At 68.7% G+C, this 15,806-nt stretch carries 13 protein-coding genes; 3 read left to right on the forward strand and 10 right to left on the reverse strand.

Annotated elements, in window-relative coordinates; genetic code table 11:
* Window positions 1-29: 29 nt before the first annotated feature.
* Both MARKY_RS06595 and aspS read left to right on the forward strand, forming a co-directional pair.
* Window positions 30-317: a hypothetical protein gene (locus MARKY_RS06595; RefSeq protein ID WP_013704102.1), complete on the forward strand. Its 288-nt coding sequence runs from the start codon at window positions 30-32 to the stop codon at window positions 315-317.
* Window positions 318-472: 155 nt separating this feature from the next.
* A complete protein-coding gene (gene aspS, locus MARKY_RS06600) occupies window positions 473-1,753 on the forward strand; it encodes an aspartate--tRNA(Asn) ligase (protein WP_013704103.1) in 1,281 nt (426 codons plus the stop codon).
* Here the strand turns inward: aspS and murJ are convergent.
* The 9 genes from murJ to trmFO form a co-directional block, all read right to left on the reverse strand.
* A complete protein-coding gene (gene murJ / locus MARKY_RS06605; RefSeq protein ID WP_013704104.1) occupies window positions 1,742-3,211 on the reverse strand; it encodes a murein biosynthesis integral membrane protein MurJ in 1,470 nt (489 codons plus the stop codon). The two genes, aspS and murJ, sit on opposite strands and share 12 nt — an antisense overlap.
* Window positions 3,208-5,925: an AAA family ATPase gene (locus tag MARKY_RS06610; RefSeq protein ID WP_013704105.1), complete on the reverse strand. Its 2,718-nt coding sequence runs from the start codon at window positions 5,923-5,925 to the stop codon at window positions 3,208-3,210. The genes murJ and MARKY_RS06610 overlap by 4 nt, the downstream gene beginning before the upstream one ends.
* A 10-nt stretch (window positions 5,926-5,935) precedes the next feature.
* Complete coding sequence (locus tag MARKY_RS06615) at window positions 5,936-7,090, reverse strand: metallophosphoesterase family protein (protein ID WP_013704106.1); 1,155 nt, start codon at window positions 7,088-7,090, stop codon at window positions 5,936-5,938.
* Between the two features lie 7 nt (window positions 7,091-7,097).
* The gene (locus MARKY_RS06620) at window positions 7,098-8,870 is read right to left on the reverse strand and encodes an ATP-binding protein (protein WP_013704107.1); all 1,773 of its coding nucleotides are present in this window, start codon (window positions 8,868-8,870) and stop codon (window positions 7,098-7,100) included.
* A gap of 10 nt (window positions 8,871-8,880) precedes the next feature.
* A complete protein-coding gene (locus tag MARKY_RS06625; RefSeq protein WP_013704108.1) occupies window positions 8,881-9,819 on the reverse strand; it encodes a DNA double-strand break repair nuclease NurA in 939 nt (312 codons plus the stop codon).
* Between the two features lie 63 nt (window positions 9,820-9,882).
* Window positions 9,883-10,971 carry a tetratricopeptide repeat protein gene (locus MARKY_RS06630; protein ID WP_013704109.1) on the reverse strand — a complete coding sequence of 363 codons (1,089 nt, stop codon included), beginning with the start codon at window positions 10,969-10,971 and terminating at the stop codon, window positions 9,883-9,885.
* A 10-nt stretch (window positions 10,972-10,981) separates the two neighbouring features.
* On the reverse strand, window positions 10,982-12,235 hold the full coding sequence (locus MARKY_RS06635) for an ATP-dependent protease ATPase subunit HslU (protein ID WP_013704110.1): 1,254 nt from the start codon (window positions 12,233-12,235) through the stop codon (window positions 10,982-10,984).
* A 1-nt stretch (window position 12,236) separates the two neighbouring features.
* Complete coding sequence (hslV, locus tag MARKY_RS06640; RefSeq protein WP_013704111.1) at window positions 12,237-12,773, reverse strand: ATP-dependent protease subunit HslV; 537 nt, start codon at window positions 12,771-12,773, stop codon at window positions 12,237-12,239.
* A 53-nt stretch (window positions 12,774-12,826) separates the two neighbouring features.
* The gene (trmFO, locus tag MARKY_RS06645; protein WP_013704112.1) at window positions 12,827-14,155 is read right to left on the reverse strand and encodes a methylenetetrahydrofolate--tRNA-(uracil(54)-C(5))-methyltransferase (FADH(2)-oxidizing) TrmFO; all 1,329 of its coding nucleotides are present in this window, start codon (window positions 14,153-14,155) and stop codon (window positions 12,827-12,829) included.
* 117 nt (window positions 14,156-14,272) lie between these two features.
* On the opposite strand from trmFO, the gene MARKY_RS06650 reads away from it, so the two are divergent.
* Entirely contained in the window at window positions 14,273-14,740 is a 468-nt protein-coding gene (locus MARKY_RS06650; RefSeq protein ID WP_013704113.1) for an SRPBCC family protein, read from the forward strand.
* Window positions 14,741-14,767: 27 nt separating this feature from the next.
* On the opposite strand, the gene gap is transcribed toward MARKY_RS06650, so the two are convergent.
* Window positions 14,768-15,784 carry a type I glyceraldehyde-3-phosphate dehydrogenase gene (gene gap, locus MARKY_RS06655; RefSeq protein ID WP_218916192.1) on the reverse strand — a complete coding sequence of 339 codons (1,017 nt, stop codon included), beginning with the start codon at window positions 15,782-15,784 and terminating at the stop codon, window positions 14,768-14,770.
* Window positions 15,785-15,806 lie beyond the last annotated feature (22 nt).

Consider the following 15,806-nt stretch of genomic DNA (forward strand, 5'->3'; position numbering starts at 1 on the left):
ATACCCGTTCTTCGTGAGGTGCTGAGAACATGGAAGAAGCCGAACGCATCCTCAAAACTCTGGGCTACCAGGTTCGGTTCGTCGAGGAAGGGCTCGAGGCGGAGCGGCGCACGAGCGGAGTGGTGTACAAGGTCTTCCTCTCCCCGCGGGGTGAGTTGCGGTTGGAGAAACACCGCCACAAACCGGAGGAAGAGCGCGTGGGTATGCTGAGCGGCAAGAACGGCCAGTACCTGCGGCGGGAGGAGGTGTACGAGGCGTTTAGCACGGTGGCCGCCCCGGAGGAGCTCACGGGCTTATTGAAGGCCTGGGAGAGTTAATCCCCCGGGCGCTTGACCCCACGCGCCCAAGTGAGTAAAATCACACCCAACATGGCCTTGGCAGCATCGCGCAATAACGACACGTAGCGGGGGAAGGCCACCCTTCCCCCCGGCGCCCGTTGTGCCGGGGGGATTTTTCATTAAAGGAGGTGAGGATGCAGCGCATACTCGTTCAAGACCTACCGCAGCACGTGGGAGAACGCGTGACGCTCATGGGTTGGCTGCACTGGCGGCGCGACCTCGGCGGGATCCAGTTCGTCCTGCTCCGCGACCGCAGCGGCGTGGTTCAGGTGGTGCTCCCCGGCGGCGGGAAACTACCCTTGCAGGAGTCCAGCATTCGCGTCACGGGCACGGTCGTGGAAAGCGACAAGGCCCCGGGGGGCCTCGAGGTGCACGCCGAAGGCCTCGAGGTTCTCTCCCCCGCAACGGCACCCACCCCGGTCGAGATTCCTAAGGAGGAGTGGCGCGCGAACCCCGAGACCCTGCTCGAGTACCGGTACGTCACGCTGCGCGGGGAGAAGGCCCGCGCCCCCCTCCAGGTGCAGGCCGCGCTCGTGCGGGGGTTCCGGAAGTACCTGGACGCCGCCGGGTTCACCGAGGTCTACACCCCTAAGATCGTCCAGGCCGGAGCGGAGGGCGGCACGAACCTCTTTCCCGTGGAGTACTTCGAGCAACGCGCTTACCTCGCGCAATCCCCCCAGCTCTACAAGCAGATCCTGGTGGGCGTGTACGAACGCGTGTACGAGGTCGCACCGGTTTGGCGGGCCGAGGAGCACGCCACCAGCCGCCACCTGAACGAGTACCTCTCCCTCGACGTGGAGATGGGCTTCATCGAGTCCCACGAGGAGGTGATGCGGCTGGAAACCGAACTGATCCGGGCGATGCTCGAGGAGGCCCGGGCGAGTGCGGAGCGCGCGCTGCGCTTGCTGGGCGTCGAGCTGCCTCCCGTCCCTAAGGAGATCCCCGTGCTCGAGCATCAGGAGGCGCGCCGCATCGTGAAGGAGGAGCTGGGCATCGGGGTGGGCACGGACCTCAACGACGAGGCGGAACGCGCTTTGGGTGCGTACGTCAGGGAGCGGTACGGCACGGACTGGGTGTTCGTGCACCGGTACCCCGAGTCCGTCCGGCCCTTCTACACGCACCCGGACCCGGAGCGGCCCGGCCTGACGCGGAGCTTTGACCTCTTGTTCCGGGGGCTGGAGGTCACCTCGGGCGGCCAGCGCATCCACCGGTACGAGGACCTGGTGGAAAGCCTCCAGCGTCACGGGCTGGATCCCCAGGCGTTCCGGGGGTACCTCGAGGTGTTCAAGTACGGGATGCCGCCGCACGGCGGGTTCGCGATCGGGGCGGAGCGTTTGACACAGAAGTTGCTGGGCTTGCCGAACGTGCGCTATGCGCGCGCCTTTCCGCGCGACCGGCACCGCCTAGCGCCGTAAGGAGACGGGCAGCCCAAGGAGGCGGGCCAGGAGAAGGTACGCGCCCAACCCCACCGCCCCACCCGCGGCCAGGGGGGGCAAGCTCTCCAGGGCGCTGCCCGCGGGCCCTAGGGCCCGGGCGGTCTGGTAGGCGAGGGTACCTGCCACGACGGCCGCCGCCCCCACGCGCGCGAGCACGAACCCTAAGGAACGCGCGTTGAGCACGCCCAGGCGGGCGAGCCGCCCGCTGAGCCAAACCAGCCCGACCCCGCCTGCCGCGACCGTGGCGAGGTTCAAGGCGTACATGCCGCGCGGCGCGAGGAGGTAGTACCCCAGCGTGTTCAGCAGGAAGATCGTGACGCTGACCCGCACCGCGGCCGCGACCTCCTCGCGCGCGTAGTGCGCCCGCACCAAAAGCGTGTACAGCCCCCAGGGCACGAGCGCGAGGGCCAGCGCAGCGAGGGCCTCAGTGGAAAAACGCGCGTTCTCCGGCGAAAACCGGGGGGTCCAGGCGTAGAGGGTGTGGATGACCCAGGGCGCAAGCCCCGCGAGGAGGCCGGTTGCCACGCCAAGCAGGACGCTCATCCGCACCAGCCCCCGCTCCAGCAAGCTGCGGAAGATCTCTGCGTTTCCGGCGGCCGCGGCTGCGGCCAGGCGCGGGTACAGCGCGGTCGCTGGGGAGACCGCGAGCAAGCCCAGCCCCATTAGATAGATCATCTCCGCGTTATAAAAACCCGTCACAGCGGCCTGCGGGAACCCGGTCAGGATCACCGTGAGGACCACGGTGAGGAGCTGGCGCACGGAGGTGGTAAAGACGAACGGCCCCATCAGCCGCGCCGCCCGCGCGATCCCAGGGTGCCAACGGAAAGCGAACCGGTATCCGCGCAAATACGGCCACTGCACCAGCGCCTGCAGCGCCCCCCCAACGGTAAAGGCCAGTCCCAGCGCGAGCGGGCTACCCGGCCAGGCCAGCATGAGGAGGGTCGCGCCCACGTTAAACGCGATCGGCGCGAAGCTCGGCGCGAAGAAGCGCTCGTCCGCGTGGAGCAACGCGGCGAAGAACGCGCTCATCGAGATCGCGGTCAAGAACGGCATCACGAGGCGGATCAAGTAGGTGACGAGCTCGAGATCCAAAGCGCTGCCCTCCGCCACGAGCAAATCCGCGATCCACGGGGCGCCCACCCAACCCAAGCCCAGCAGGAGGAGGTTCACGCCCAGAAGGGCCGCGCCGAAGCGCTGCGCGAAGGTCCGGGCTTCGTGCGGCGGGAGGCTTTTCAGAATGGGGACCAGGGCGTTGGTCACCGCCCCCTCCGCTACCACCTCGCGGAACAGGTTAGGGACGCGGTACGCGACGTTAAAGGCGTCCTTGAGGGGGTCTGCGAACAGGTTGTTGAACACCGCCTGGCGCACCAGCCCCAGCACCCGGCTCGCCAGGGTACCGGACATGATCACCAGGGTGTTCCGCACCAAACGCGTCATGCTTCCCAACGCACGCGGCTCCCCGCAGGATGCTTCTCCACCACGAGCCGAGCCGGGAAGCGCTCAGCCAAGGCGATCACGTGCGTGACCACCCCCACCAAGCGCCCCTGGGTAGGGAGCGTCTCGAGCACGCCCGCGGCGAGCTCGAGGGTCTCCTGGTCCAAGGTACCGAACCCTTCGTCGAGGAACAAGGCCCCTAAACGCCCGCGCGAGAGGTGCTCGGAAAGCGCTAGGGCGAGCGACAGGCTCGCGAGGAAGGTCTCGCCGCCCGAGAGGGTGCGGGCCGAGCGCACCGCTTCGGTCCAGAGGTCCTCCACGTAGTACTCCCCCTCGTGCAAGCGAAACCGGTAGCGGCCGGAGGAGAGGGTTTTGAGGAGTTCGGAAGCGCGCTGCACCAGCCCCACCTGGTAGCGGTTGAGCAGGTAATCCGGGAAGTTGCCGCCCTTGAGGTCCTGGGCCAGGCGCTGCCAGACATCCACCGCACTCACCAGCCGCGCCCGTTCCGCTAAGAGGGCGCGCTTGCGCTCGAGGTCCTGCTCCATCCGCTCCTTCACGGCGCGCCGCTCCCCGAGCTTCTGCCCCAACGCGCGGAGCTGGGCCTGCAACGCCTCCACCGCCTGCCGTTGCGCGCGCACGGCCTCCTCCGTCACGGGATCGTCCGTTTCAAGGGTTTGCTCCAGATCGCGGAGGCGACCCTCGAGGTACACGCCCTCCTGCTCGTGCGCCTGCACCCGCTCGAGCCAGGCCTGGCGCTCCTCGTCCGCAAGGCGCGCCGCGCGCACCTCCTCCGGATGCGCGAACCCGCCCTCCCGCAACAGCGCCTCGACCGAGGCCTCCAGCTGCGCCGCGGTGCGCTCCCGCTCGCGCCGCGCCTCCTCCAGCCGCCCGTGCCGCTCCTCGAGCGCCTGCAGCTCGCGCGCCAAAGCCTCGAGGCGCTGCGCTTGCGCCTCGAGCCGGGCGCGTTGCGCCTGGAGGGCGCGGGCGTACGCCGCCACGCCGCGGCCGTCCGTAGCTTCGCGCAACGCGGCCGCGAGGCCGGCGAGGCGCCGCTCGAGCTCCTCGGCGACGGCTTCAGGGCCCGGCCACACGCCGAGCTCCGCCTCCACCGCCCGAACCTGCCCTTGCCACTCCTCCACCTCTCGCGCCAGCTCCTCAACGCGGTTCCGTTCGGCCGGTAACCCTTCCTGGAGGGCGTCCCGCCGAGCGCGGCACGTCAGGTACGCCTCCCGGAGGGCCTCAAGCCGCTCCTTGGCCTCGCGTTCCGCGCGCTCCAGGGCGTCCAGATCCGGCGCGCCCCCTTCGGGCACGCGGTGCACCGTCTGGCCGCACAAGGGGCAGGGCTCGCCGGGCCGCAACAGCGCGCGGTAGGCGAGCACGCCCGCGCGCTGGCGCGCTTCCTCCAGGCGCGCGCGGGCCGTTTCGTGCTGGGCGCGGAGGGCCTTGCCTTCCCGCTCGAGGGCGGCGAGTTCCTCGGCGAGACGGGCGTGCTCCGCTTCGCGCGCGTTAAGCTGCCGGCGCTCCTCCTCCAGGCGCGCCTGGGCGCGGCCCAGGTTCTTCTTGAGTTGTTGGAGGTCCCTGAACCGGGCCTGCGCTTCGCGCAACGCCTCCACGCGCGCCTCGTCAAAGGGCAGGGGGGCGGAGTGCGTGCGGTCGAGGCCGCCGCCATAACGCAACAGCCGCTCCTCCTGCGCGCGCAGGTGCTCGAGCTCCGCCTGGCGGAGCTTCACGCGTTCCAACGCCGCGGGGTCGTACGCTTCGAGGAGCCGGTCGCGTTGGGTGCGGGCCGCTTTGAGGCGCCGCTCGGTCTCGGCGAGCTCGCGCGCGGCCTGATGCACGGCCTGCTGGGCGCGTTCGAGGGCCTCGAGGTGCGGCCAGATGCGTTCGGCCCGCTCGGCCTGCGCGAGGCGTTCGCGGATGCGTTCGATCCGCGCGGCTTCCGCCTTCCAGGCCGCGTGCCGCCGCCGCAGCTTCTCGTGCTCCACGTGGCGCGCGTAGCGGGCCTCCACCTCTTTTAAGGCCTGTTGAGCGGCCTCGAGGCGCCGGTTGGCCTCAGCCTCTTCGCGCTCCAGGTGCGCGATCTCCTCACGCAGGGCCTCTAGCGCGGCCTCATCGGTTGCCTCTAGGCCGCCTAGCGCCCCCTCCACCCGCTCCAGCGCACCTTCTGCCTCCTTGAGGTGAGCCATGGCGCGCTCGCGCATCGCGGCCACGCCCTCGAGGCCGTACAGGGCCGAGAGGAGCTCGCGGCGTTCGCTCGCGTCGCCCTTTAGGAACAGGTCGAACTCGCCTTGCGGCAACAGGATCGCCCGGATAAACGCGTCGTAGTCCAGGCCGAGGATCGCCTCGAGCTTCTGGTTGAGCGTGCGCACCCGGTCGGACTCGGGCAGGGTGCGCCAGCGGCCGTCCTCGAGAGCCTCGAGCCGGTGCTGGTTCTCCCGGGTGCCCAGAGTCCGCACCACCCGGTACACCTGCGACCCCACGCTGAACTCGAGGCTCACGCGGGCCGCGTCCACCCCGGGGTGCTTCAGTTCGCGAAACCCCCGCCCGCCCGCGCGGGGGGTTTTCCCGTAGAGGGCGAAGCAGATCGCGTCCAGCAAGGTGCTCTTCCCCGACCCGGTCGGTCCGGTGATCGCGAAGAGCTCCACGTCGTCAAATGGGATCTCCTGGGGTTCGCGGTACGCCCCGAACCCCGCCACAACCAACCGCAACGGGCGCATCCACTCCCTCCTATTCCCCGTGCACTTCCTCGTACACGCGCTTGAACGCCTCTCGCTGCGCCTCGCTCAACTCCACGCCCTTCACATCCCTGAGGTAGGCCGCGTAAGCCTCGAGCCAGTCCAGCTCCTCCGGGCGCGCCATCGCCTCCACCGGTTGGGCCTCGGCGCTGCCCGTGAACTGCACGTCCAGCACGCCCGGAAGCTCGCGGTAGATGCGCTCGCGCAAAGCGGGGTTGCCCGGGCCCTCGAGGACCAGCCGCGCGTACCCCGGCCAGTCCCGCACCTCGTCCCAGCGGCGGTCGAGGTGCTCGAGCTTCATGCGGTAGGTTCTCAACGGCTTGCCCCAGCGCGCCTCGAGGGCGTGCACCTGCGGGAGCCGGCCTGGCTCCACCTCTACGAGTAGCGCCCCACGCGGCGCGTCCTCTCCCTCACCGAAGTCCAGTTGGATGAGGCTCCCAGCGTACCAGGCGACGGGCGCTTCGGCGACCTGCTGCTGGCGGTGGATGTGGCCGAGGGCCACGTAGTGGGCCGTGGCGGGCAGGGCGGTGGCGGGCACCGCGTAGCTGTTGGAGACGTAGAAGGCGAACTCCCCGCCCCCAAGCCGGAGGTGCGCGCCTTCCACGGTCAGGTGCGCCACGAGGAGGTTCACGCCCTCGGGGTCGAACCCCGCGGCGAGGTTCTGGATCACGCGGCGCATGCCGTCCGCGTACCGGCCCTTCCACGTGCCGCCGTCCTCCTCGAGGAGGTGCACCGCCTTCACCAAGCGCCGCTCGGACAGGAAGGGCAGGAGGGCCGCTCGCCCCCACGAAAAGGCGTACACGCCCCCGTCCTCCCGGAGGCGCACCCGCCCCAGCGCGGTGGTTCCCGCCAGCAAGAGGAGCGGGGCCAGGGCCTCCAGGCGCTCGCGCGCGTCGTGGTTACCCGCGATCACCAAAGCCGGCACCCCGAGTTCCTTCAAGCCGAGGAAGAACTCGAAGGCGGCAGCCTCAGCCTCCGCGCTGACGACGGGCCGGTCAAACAGGTCCCCCGCCACGATCACGAGGTCCACGCGCTCGCTCCGGACGACCTCGAGCAGTTCGCGGAGGGCCAGGGCGATCTCCGGGGTGCGGTCCACCCCTTTGAGCGTCTTGCCTAGGTGCCAGTCCGCGGTGTGCAGGATGCGCATACGCCTCCTAGAAGTCGATCTCCTCGCTCAGCGCCGCTTTGGAGTTGTCCTCGAGCACCTCGCTCGCCTTGGTCGCCCAGGCCGGGAAGGGGAAGGTGAGGGCGAGGGGGGTGGGCACCTCGGGCTGGTGCAGGATCATCGTGCCTTGCGGAAGGATGACCGCGCGTTCGCGGAAGCTTGCGGGCATGTAGCGGTACTCGGGGCGCTCGGCCTCGGCGGCGTCCAGCCGGCCCGCGATGCGGATCGCGGCGTTTGCGACCACGCGGCGCTCCACCTCGGAAGCGGTTTGTTGCGCGCCGATCAGGATCACCCCGAGGGAACGTCCGCGCTCGGCGATGTCCAGGAGGATGTCCTTGATCGGGCTTTCGTCCTCGCGAGGCGCGTACTTGTTGAGCTCGTCCAGCACGATGAAGACCTTCCCAGGGTACCGGTTGGACTCCTTACGGGCGAACACGTCCTTTAAGAGGGCGCCCACCACGAACATCTGCGCCTGGGGGGCGAGCTGGTGGATGTCCACCACGCACACCTGCGCCTCGCCGTCCAGTGGGTCGGGCGGACGGCCCGGCCGGTCCCCCCGGATCAGGTGGCTGACGTTCGGGATCGCGGCCCGCAGGCGGCGCACGAACGCCTCGAGGGTGCCGCGCGCTTGGCGGGCCACCCAGCGGGGGTCGCCTTTGGCCTCCTCGTCCCCTTCGGCCCCCAGGAGCTTGTACTCCACGTACGCCACGAGCTGCGCGAACGAGGTGATCTGCACCTTACCCAGCGCGTCGAAGGTGACTTGGGCGGCCTCCTGCCCGAGCGCGTCCTCCCAGTCCTCCACCAGCAAGGCGGGGCCCTTCTGGCGCTCCGCCAGCTTCCGCAGGCGCTCGGTCACCTGGTCGATCAAGAACCCCAGGTTGGACATCGCGCCCCGGTCGGTGAACAAAAAGGGCAGCAACCCCTCGCGGCAGAACTGCACCAGATCCCAGTGGTACGGAACCACGCCGTTCTTGCGGGACTCCACGTCCGGCACGATATCCCCCGCCGTCTTCTTGGGCGGAGCGCGGAAGGCCACGCTTTTAAACGGCCCGACCGGAAGACCCAGCTTCTCGTACACCGCACGCGCCTCTTGGTGCCGGCCCTCCAGCTCGCGGTTGGGTTTATCGAGAAAGAACAGGTCCTCCCCCTTCACGTTAAAGATCAGGGTGCGCGCCGCGAGCGCGTCCGGAAGCACCCCGGAGTGGTAAAGGCTGTACAGCAAGAACAAGGCGTAGCTCGTCTTCGAAGCCACGCCGGAGATGCCCGAGATGTTCACGTGCCCGCCCCGCCGGCCATCCAAAAAAGCGAGGTTCACGTAGGCCGGCTCCCCGTTGCGCAGCACGCCCACCGGAAGCCGCGTACTTCGGGGCGTTCCCTCCGGACCGCGCTCCACCATACCGTCGTAATACAAGGCGCGCTCGAGCGCCTCCCCCACCGCGAGGTACACGGGGCTGCCGGGATCCGGGGGGATGTAGGTCTCAGGCTCGAGGCGCGTCACGGTCACATGCGCCACATACGCGGTGTGCGTGGGGATCAGGTTGTCCGAGGCGAGGAAGGTGTCGGAGTCGAACTGGGTGCCCTCGAGCACCTTGGAGACCCGGTCCACCACGCCGTAGTACCGGACGGTCTGGCCCTGGTGGGTGCACGCCACCCACACCAGGTCGTCCAGCCGGAGGAGGTGCCCTTCCCGCACCCCTATCCAGAACTCGAGGGGAGTGGATTCGCGGTTTCCAAGAACGACGCCGATCGGTTCTTGCTGCATGCTGCCTCCTTTACGCTCCGGCCTCGAGACTCCGGAGCAAGCGCGCGCGGATCACCTCCAGCCTACCGAGCCTGCGGCCGAGCTCACGCTCGAGCGCCCCGATCGGCACCAGGTTCTGGGGGGCGCGCGGATCGCGGTAGGGTTTGGAAGCCAGCCGCGGCAACAAGCTCAGGGAGTAACGCGCGAGCTGCACGGCTTCCTCCCCGTCCGCTCCGGTCTCTACGCGCACGAGGCTCGCGGCGGGCGCGTAGGGCCGGTCCGGATCGAGGGGCAGCCGCAGGTACCAGCTCCGCACCTTGGGCCCGTTGCGCTTGTGGATCTCGAAGACGGGCGTGCGTTCTCCCGGGGCGAGGCGCGGCACGAGGGCGGCGTGCTCGGGCGAGAGGTAGGCCCGCCACTGGGTCTTGGCGTACCCTAAGCGGCGCGCGTACGGGCCGTCGGTGAGGTACAGGGGGCCGTCGTGAAGGATAAGGGCTGCGGGGTTCGCGCGAGCGATGCGCTGGCCCAAGCGGTCCTCGACCTGACGCCGCAGGGTGTGGGCCTCCTCCTGGAGGGCCTCGTACCCTTGAGCGGCGGGACAGGGCCACACCCGGTAAGCGAGTCCGGGACCGAGCTCGAGGAGATCCGCCGGCACCTCCCCAGCGACGAGCAAATAGCGCTCGACCCGCCATCCGGGCGCGTAAAACTGAGCGCGGCCCGGCTCGAGGCGGACCGCGCCGACCGCGAAGCTGAACAGCAGGGCGGGGTAGGCGTCCTCGATGTACAGCGCGCCTTCAAAGCGTTGGCGTCCGTCGATCAGGTAGACGGGCCCCTCGAAGGGTTCCGCGTCGGCCCGGGCACTCCAGGGGTACTCCTGGGGTTCGGCCTGTAGCCGTTCCTCGGTCATGGTGGGCCCCTCGGGTAAAGGGGTGCCGTAGCCCGGGCTCCACGCGTCTAGGCGGTAGCGCATGCCTATAGTTTAGCTCAAAACTAAACGGCCCGGAGTTTATCCGGGCCGGGCGTATCGCTGGGGTTACTGCACGCGGGCCAAACCCTCCCTGGCCTCAGGGTAGTCCGGCCGCAGCTCGATCGCCTTCTTGTACTGCGCGGCCGCCCCCTCCATGTCGCCGAGCTTCTCGTTGGCGTGCCCCAGCCAGTACCGGTACTCCGCGTTCGCGGGGTCGAGGACCACGGCCTTGCTCAGGTTGTACCGCGCCTCCTCGTACTCCCCGCGCTCCATGTAGACGCGCCCCAGGTAGAAGTACGCCTCGGGGTAGCGCGAAGGGTCGCGTTCCACCGCCCGGCTCAACGCGGCGAGCGCTTCCTCGTACTCCTTGCGCTGGAAGCGCACCTGCCCCAGGTAGCTCCACGCGAGCGCGTTCGTCGGATCCAGGCGCACGGCCTGCTCGAGCTCGAACAAGGCGTCGTCTAAACGCCCTTTCACCGCGAGCAAGGCGCCGTAACGGGCGCGCACGTACGAGTCCTGCGGCGCGACGGCCACCGCGCGCTTGAGCAGGGAGAGGGCCTCATCCAACCTGCCCAGCGAGAGGTTGGTAAGGGCGAGGTTGTACAGCACGATCGGGTCCTCGTTGTTGATGCTCAAGGCCTTCTCAAAGGCCTCCGCGGCTTTCTCCGGATCCCCCTTGTACTGGTAGATCAGGCCGCGCTGGTTGTAGATCGCGTAGTACTCCGGGTTGATCCGCTCCGCGTCGTTCAGCACCAACAGCGCCTGATCCAGCAGGGCGCGGGCCGCCTCGCGGTCCCGCGCGTTGATGTACTGGTCCGTGTACGCCTGAGCCAACGCGACGTACGCGGGCGTGTAGCTCGCGTCCAGGGAGATCGCGGCCTTCAGGTTCTCCACCGCCGAGCTAAATAGCCGCAGCCGGAGCTGGGCGCGCGCCAGTCCGTAGAGGGCCTCCACGTTCTTTTCATCCAGCTCCACGGCTCGCTTAAACGCGATGAGCGCCGCGTCGTACTGGCCCGCATCATAGTACTGATTGCCGAGCAGCACATAGTTCTGCACGCTGGGCTGCGTGCGTTCTTCACTATCCGTCTGAGCCACCGCGAGAGCCGGCAACACCGCCAGCCCGACCGTCAGAAACACAGGCAACCACAAACGCATCCCAAACCTCCTACAAGATGTACCGCGACAGGTCTTCCGAACCCATCACGGGCGATAAACGCTCCTCAACGTACTCCTTCGTGATGGTAACCCGCCCAAGATCCGTTTGGAAAGAAATCTCCTCCAACACCCGCTCGAGCACCGTATGCAAGCGCCGGGCCCCGATGTCCTCGAGCTCCCGGTTCGCGCGGTACGCGTAATCGGCGATCGCGCGGATCGCTTCGGGGGTGAACTCGAGCTCGATCCCGTCCGTGCCTAACAGGGCCGTGTACTGCCGGATCAGGGAGTTTTCCGTGCTGGTCAGGATCCGCGCGAAATCCTCCGCGGTGAGCTCGGTGAGCTCGACGCGGATGGGGAAGCGCCCTTGCAGCTCGGGGATGAGGTCGCTGGGCTTGGCTACGTGGAACGCGCCCGCCCCGATAAAGAGCACGTGCTCGGTGGAGACCGGCCCGAGGCGGGTGTTCACCACGGTGCCCTCCACGATGGGGAGGAGGTCGCGCTGCACGCCTTCCCCGGAGACGTCCGGGCCCTGGATCTTGTCGCTCCCGGCGATCTTGTCGATCTCGTCGATGAAGACGATCCCGTCCTCCTGGGCGCGGCGCACGGCCTCCTGGGTGACCTCCTCCTTGTCGATCATCATCTCGGCCTCCTGCGCCTTGAGCACCTCCCGCGCCTCGCGCACCTTCATGCGGCGGCGCACCCGGCGCTTGGGCAGGAAGCTCGAGAGCATGTCGGTCAACCCCTGCATCTGCTCGGCGCCCATCATGCCCATAAAAGGCAGCTGCGCTTCCTCCGCGACCTCCACCTCAACCAGGTGGTCATCGTACCGCCCGCTGCGCACGTCGTAGGGCGAGACGCGGAGCAGCTCGGCGATGCGCTCCTCGGCTCGAGCCAAGGCCCGCTCCGCGACGGCCTCGGTCTTCTCCTGCATCACCAGCTGGTACGCGACCTCCGCCAGGTCGCGCACGATCGAGTCCACGTCGCGCCCCACGTACCCTACCTCGGTGAACTTGGTGGCCTCCACCTTCAGAAAGGGCGCGCGCGCCAGCCGGGCGAGCCGCCGGGCGATCTCGGTCTTCCCCACCCCGGTCGGCCCGATCATGAGTATGTTCTTCGGGATCACCTCGCGGGCCATCTCGGCCGGCAGGCGCTTGCGGCGGTAGCGGTTTCGAAGGGCCACGGCCACGGCCCGCTTCGCGGCCGCCTGGCCGATGATGTACTTGTCCAGCTCCTGCACGATCTCCCGTGGCGTTAACTCCGTCACGCTACCCTCCTACGGTGAGTACGGTGGCGTTCCCGTTCGTGTAAAGGTCGATCTCCCCCGCGATCCGCAGCGCCTCCCGGGCGATCTCCGGCGCGGGCAGAGCCGAGTGCGCCAGGAGGGCCTTCGCCGCGGCCAGGGCGTACGCCGCGCCGCTCCCCACGGCGAGCACCGGCTCGTCCGGAGCGATCACCTCTCCCGTACCCGAAAGCAATAATAACTGCTCCTTATCCGCTGCGATCAGCATGGCTTCCAGGTGCCGCAACACCCGGTCGGTACGCCAAAGCTTAACGGTTTCCACCGCGGCGCGGGCCAGGTTGCCCTTCGCCTCTCGAAGCTGCTCCTCGAACTTCTCCAAGAGCGTAAACGCGTCCGCGACCGCGCCGGCGAACCCCACCAGGACATCGCCTTCGAGTTTACGCACCTTCACCGCGCCGTGCTTCATCACGGTGTGGCCTAAGGTGACCTGTCCATCCCCTGCAATCGCGGTGACGCCCTCTTTGCGTACCGCAATAATCGTGGTTCCGTGCAAACGCTCCATCTACCCGAAGCCTACCCCTGCACGGTGAAGCAGGGGTGAGAGCCGCGCTCTCGCTACGCGATCCGGTTTGTGTGCGGCACCCCCTCGGCCTCGAGCCAACGCACGAAGGCCTCGAGGCCGCGCCGGTACATGATCTGCCGTTTCTCCTTCTTCGGCACCCGTGCCGTTACGGAGGGCACCAGCCCCCAGTTCGCGTTCATCGGCTGGAAGTTCTCGGAGTTCGCCGTGGCCAAAAACCGCACCAGCCCGCCCAGCATGCTTTCCTCCGGCGGGGTGAGGGGCGGCAGGCCCTGAAGCGCCCGGGCCGCGTTCACCCCGGCGAGCCAGCCCGTGGCGGCGGACTCGAGGTAGCCTTCCGTCCCGGCGAGCACGCCCGCGACGAAGACGCGCGGCAGCTTGCGGAGCTCGAGCGTGGAGTGCAGCAGGCGGGGGGCGTTGAGGTAGGTGTTCCGGTGCATCACCCCGTAGCGCACGATCTCGGCGCTCTCCAGGCCGGGGATGAGGCGCACGATCTCCTTCTGATCCCCCCACTTCAGGCCGGTCTGGAACCCCACCAGGCTCCACATGCGCCCTTCGCGGTCCTCCCGGCGGAGCTGGACGACGGCGAAGGGCTCCTGGCCCGTGCGGGGGTCCGGCAACCCCACGGGCTTGAGGGGGCCGAACAGGGGCGTCTGGTATCCGCGCCGGGCGAGCTCCTCGATGGGCATGCACCCCTCGAAGAACTCGAGGCGTTCCCAGTCGTGCGGGGTGTGCTTTCGGGCTCGGGTGAGGGCCTCGTAGAAGCGCCGGTACTCAGCCTCGGTCATGGGGCAGTTGAGGTAGTCCGCGGCCTGGCCGTACCGGCCCGCGCGGTAGCAGATCTCGGTGTTGATCGTCTCGCCGAGCACGACGGGTGCCGCGGCGTCGTAAAAGGCGAGAAAAGCGTCCCCGAGCAGGTCCTGAAGGTGCGCGGCGAGGGCGTCCGAGGTCAGGGGACCGGTCGCGAGCACCACGGGGCCGTCTTCGGGAAGTGTCACCACCTCGTCGCGCACCACCTCGATCCGGGGGTGGGCCTCGAGGCGTTCGGTCACGATCTGGGAGAAGACCTCGCGGTCCACGGCGAGGGCCCCGCCCGCCGGGACCCGCGCGCGTTCCGCGGCGTGCATGATGACCGAGCCTGCCGCGCGCATCTCGGCCTGGAGTAGGCCCTTGGCGTTCGTGGGGCTTTCGCCGCCTAGGGAGTTCGAGCAGACCAGCTCCGCGAAGCGGTCCGTGTGGTGGGCGGGGGTCATGCGTTTGGGGCGCATCTCGTAAAGGCGGACCCGGGCCCCCAGTCGCGCCGCCGCCAGCGCCGCTTCCGAGCCCGCCATGCCTGCTCCGATGACGTGCACGATCTCGCTCACGCCCCCTAGTGTAGGGCTTGGGCGCGGAAGGCGCGTGTGAGGGGGTGTACAGAAACACACAATCCGGGACAAATGTCCCTATATATACTTGAAGAAAGCGCGAAAGGAGGCGGTCGCATGCCCCTAATGGTTGAGGAGTTCGAGGCGGTGATCCGCGCCCCCGTCGAGACCGTGTGGGAAGCCCTCACCGACTTCGCGACCTGGCCCTCGTGGTCCACCTACATCCAGTCCGTCGATCGCGCGGAGCGCGGGTGGCGGTTCGTGGCCCGCGGCATGCCGCCCGTAAACCTCGTCTGGGTGGCCGAAAGCACACGACGAGAACCCCCGCGCTACCTCGAGTGGCGCTCCGTGGAAGGCGCCCAGCACGACATCGACACCACAGGGTGGGTGCGGCTCGAGCCCACCCCGGAGGGCACCCGGCTCACCGTGCACTTCGAGGGACGGCCGCACTTCGCCTCGCGGCTCGTGGACCGCGCGGCGGAGGTGTACGCGATGCTGTTCGGCGAACCGCACAAGCTGCTCAAGGTCACCCTGGAGGAGTTCAAGGCGCACGTGGAACAGCAAGCCCAGCGGGCCTCGGCGTAAGCCCGCTGGGCTTTAGAAGCACCGGGTTTAGCAAAGGGCCGGGACCCGGCGCGCCACCTCCGCGGCGAGCGCCGCCACGCGCACAGTGTACCCCCACTCGTTGTCGTACCAGGCCACGATCCGCACCAGACTCTCGCCGATCCGCTGGGTCAGCAGCCCATCCACGATCGCGGCGTGGGGGTCGCCCTTATAGTCGCTCGAAACCAGCGGTTTCTCGCTCACGGCCAGCACCCCCGCAAGCTCCGTCTCACTCGCCTTGCGCAGCGCGGTGTTCACCGCGTCGGGATCGGGATTCCCCTCCAGCTCCAGGATCAAATCGAGCAGGGAGACCGTCGGGGTGGGCACGCGGTAGGCCACCCCGGTCATCCGGCCCTCGAGCTCGGGCAGCACCTTGCCGAGGGCCTTGGCGGCTCCGGTCGAGGTCGGCACGATGTTCTCCCCCGCAGCGCGAGCGCGGCGCAGGTCCTTGTGCGTGCCGTCGTGGATGCGCTGGTCCCCGGTGTAGGCGTGCACGGTGGTCAGGCTGCCCTGCCGGATGCCGAAGGCCTCGTGGAGCACCTTGGCCACCGGAGCCAGGGCCGTGGTCGTACAGCTAGCCGCGGAGATGATGTGGTGCCGTTCCGGGTCGTACGCCGCGTGGTTGACGCCGTGCACCAGGGTGATGTCCTCGCCCTTTGCTGGCGCGGTGATGATGACCTTCTTCGCGCCCGCCTCGAGGTGGCCCGCCGCGGTCTCGCGGTCGCGGAACCGTCCGCTCGCCTCGATCACGAGGTCCACCCCGGCCTCCTCCCACGGCACTTCCCGCGGCGTGGGCGCGCGGTACACCCGAACGGGCTCGCCGTCCACCGCGAAGGTGTGCTCATCCAGCACCTCCACGGTCCCGGCGTACTTTCCGTACACGCTGTCGTACTCGAAGAGGTGCGCGAGCGTCTGGGCGTCCCGCGTGCCGTTCACCGCGACGACCTTCAGGTCCGGGTAGTGCGTCTTCGCAATCCGGAGGAACAGCCGTCCGATTCGACCAAAGCCGTTAATACCAACGCGCATCTCCATCCCATCCCTTACTGTA

The organism is Marinithermus hydrothermalis DSM 14884, assembly GCF_000195335.1.
GTDB classification, from domain to species: Bacteria; Deinococcota; Deinococci; order Deinococcales; family Marinithermaceae; genus Marinithermus; species Marinithermus hydrothermalis.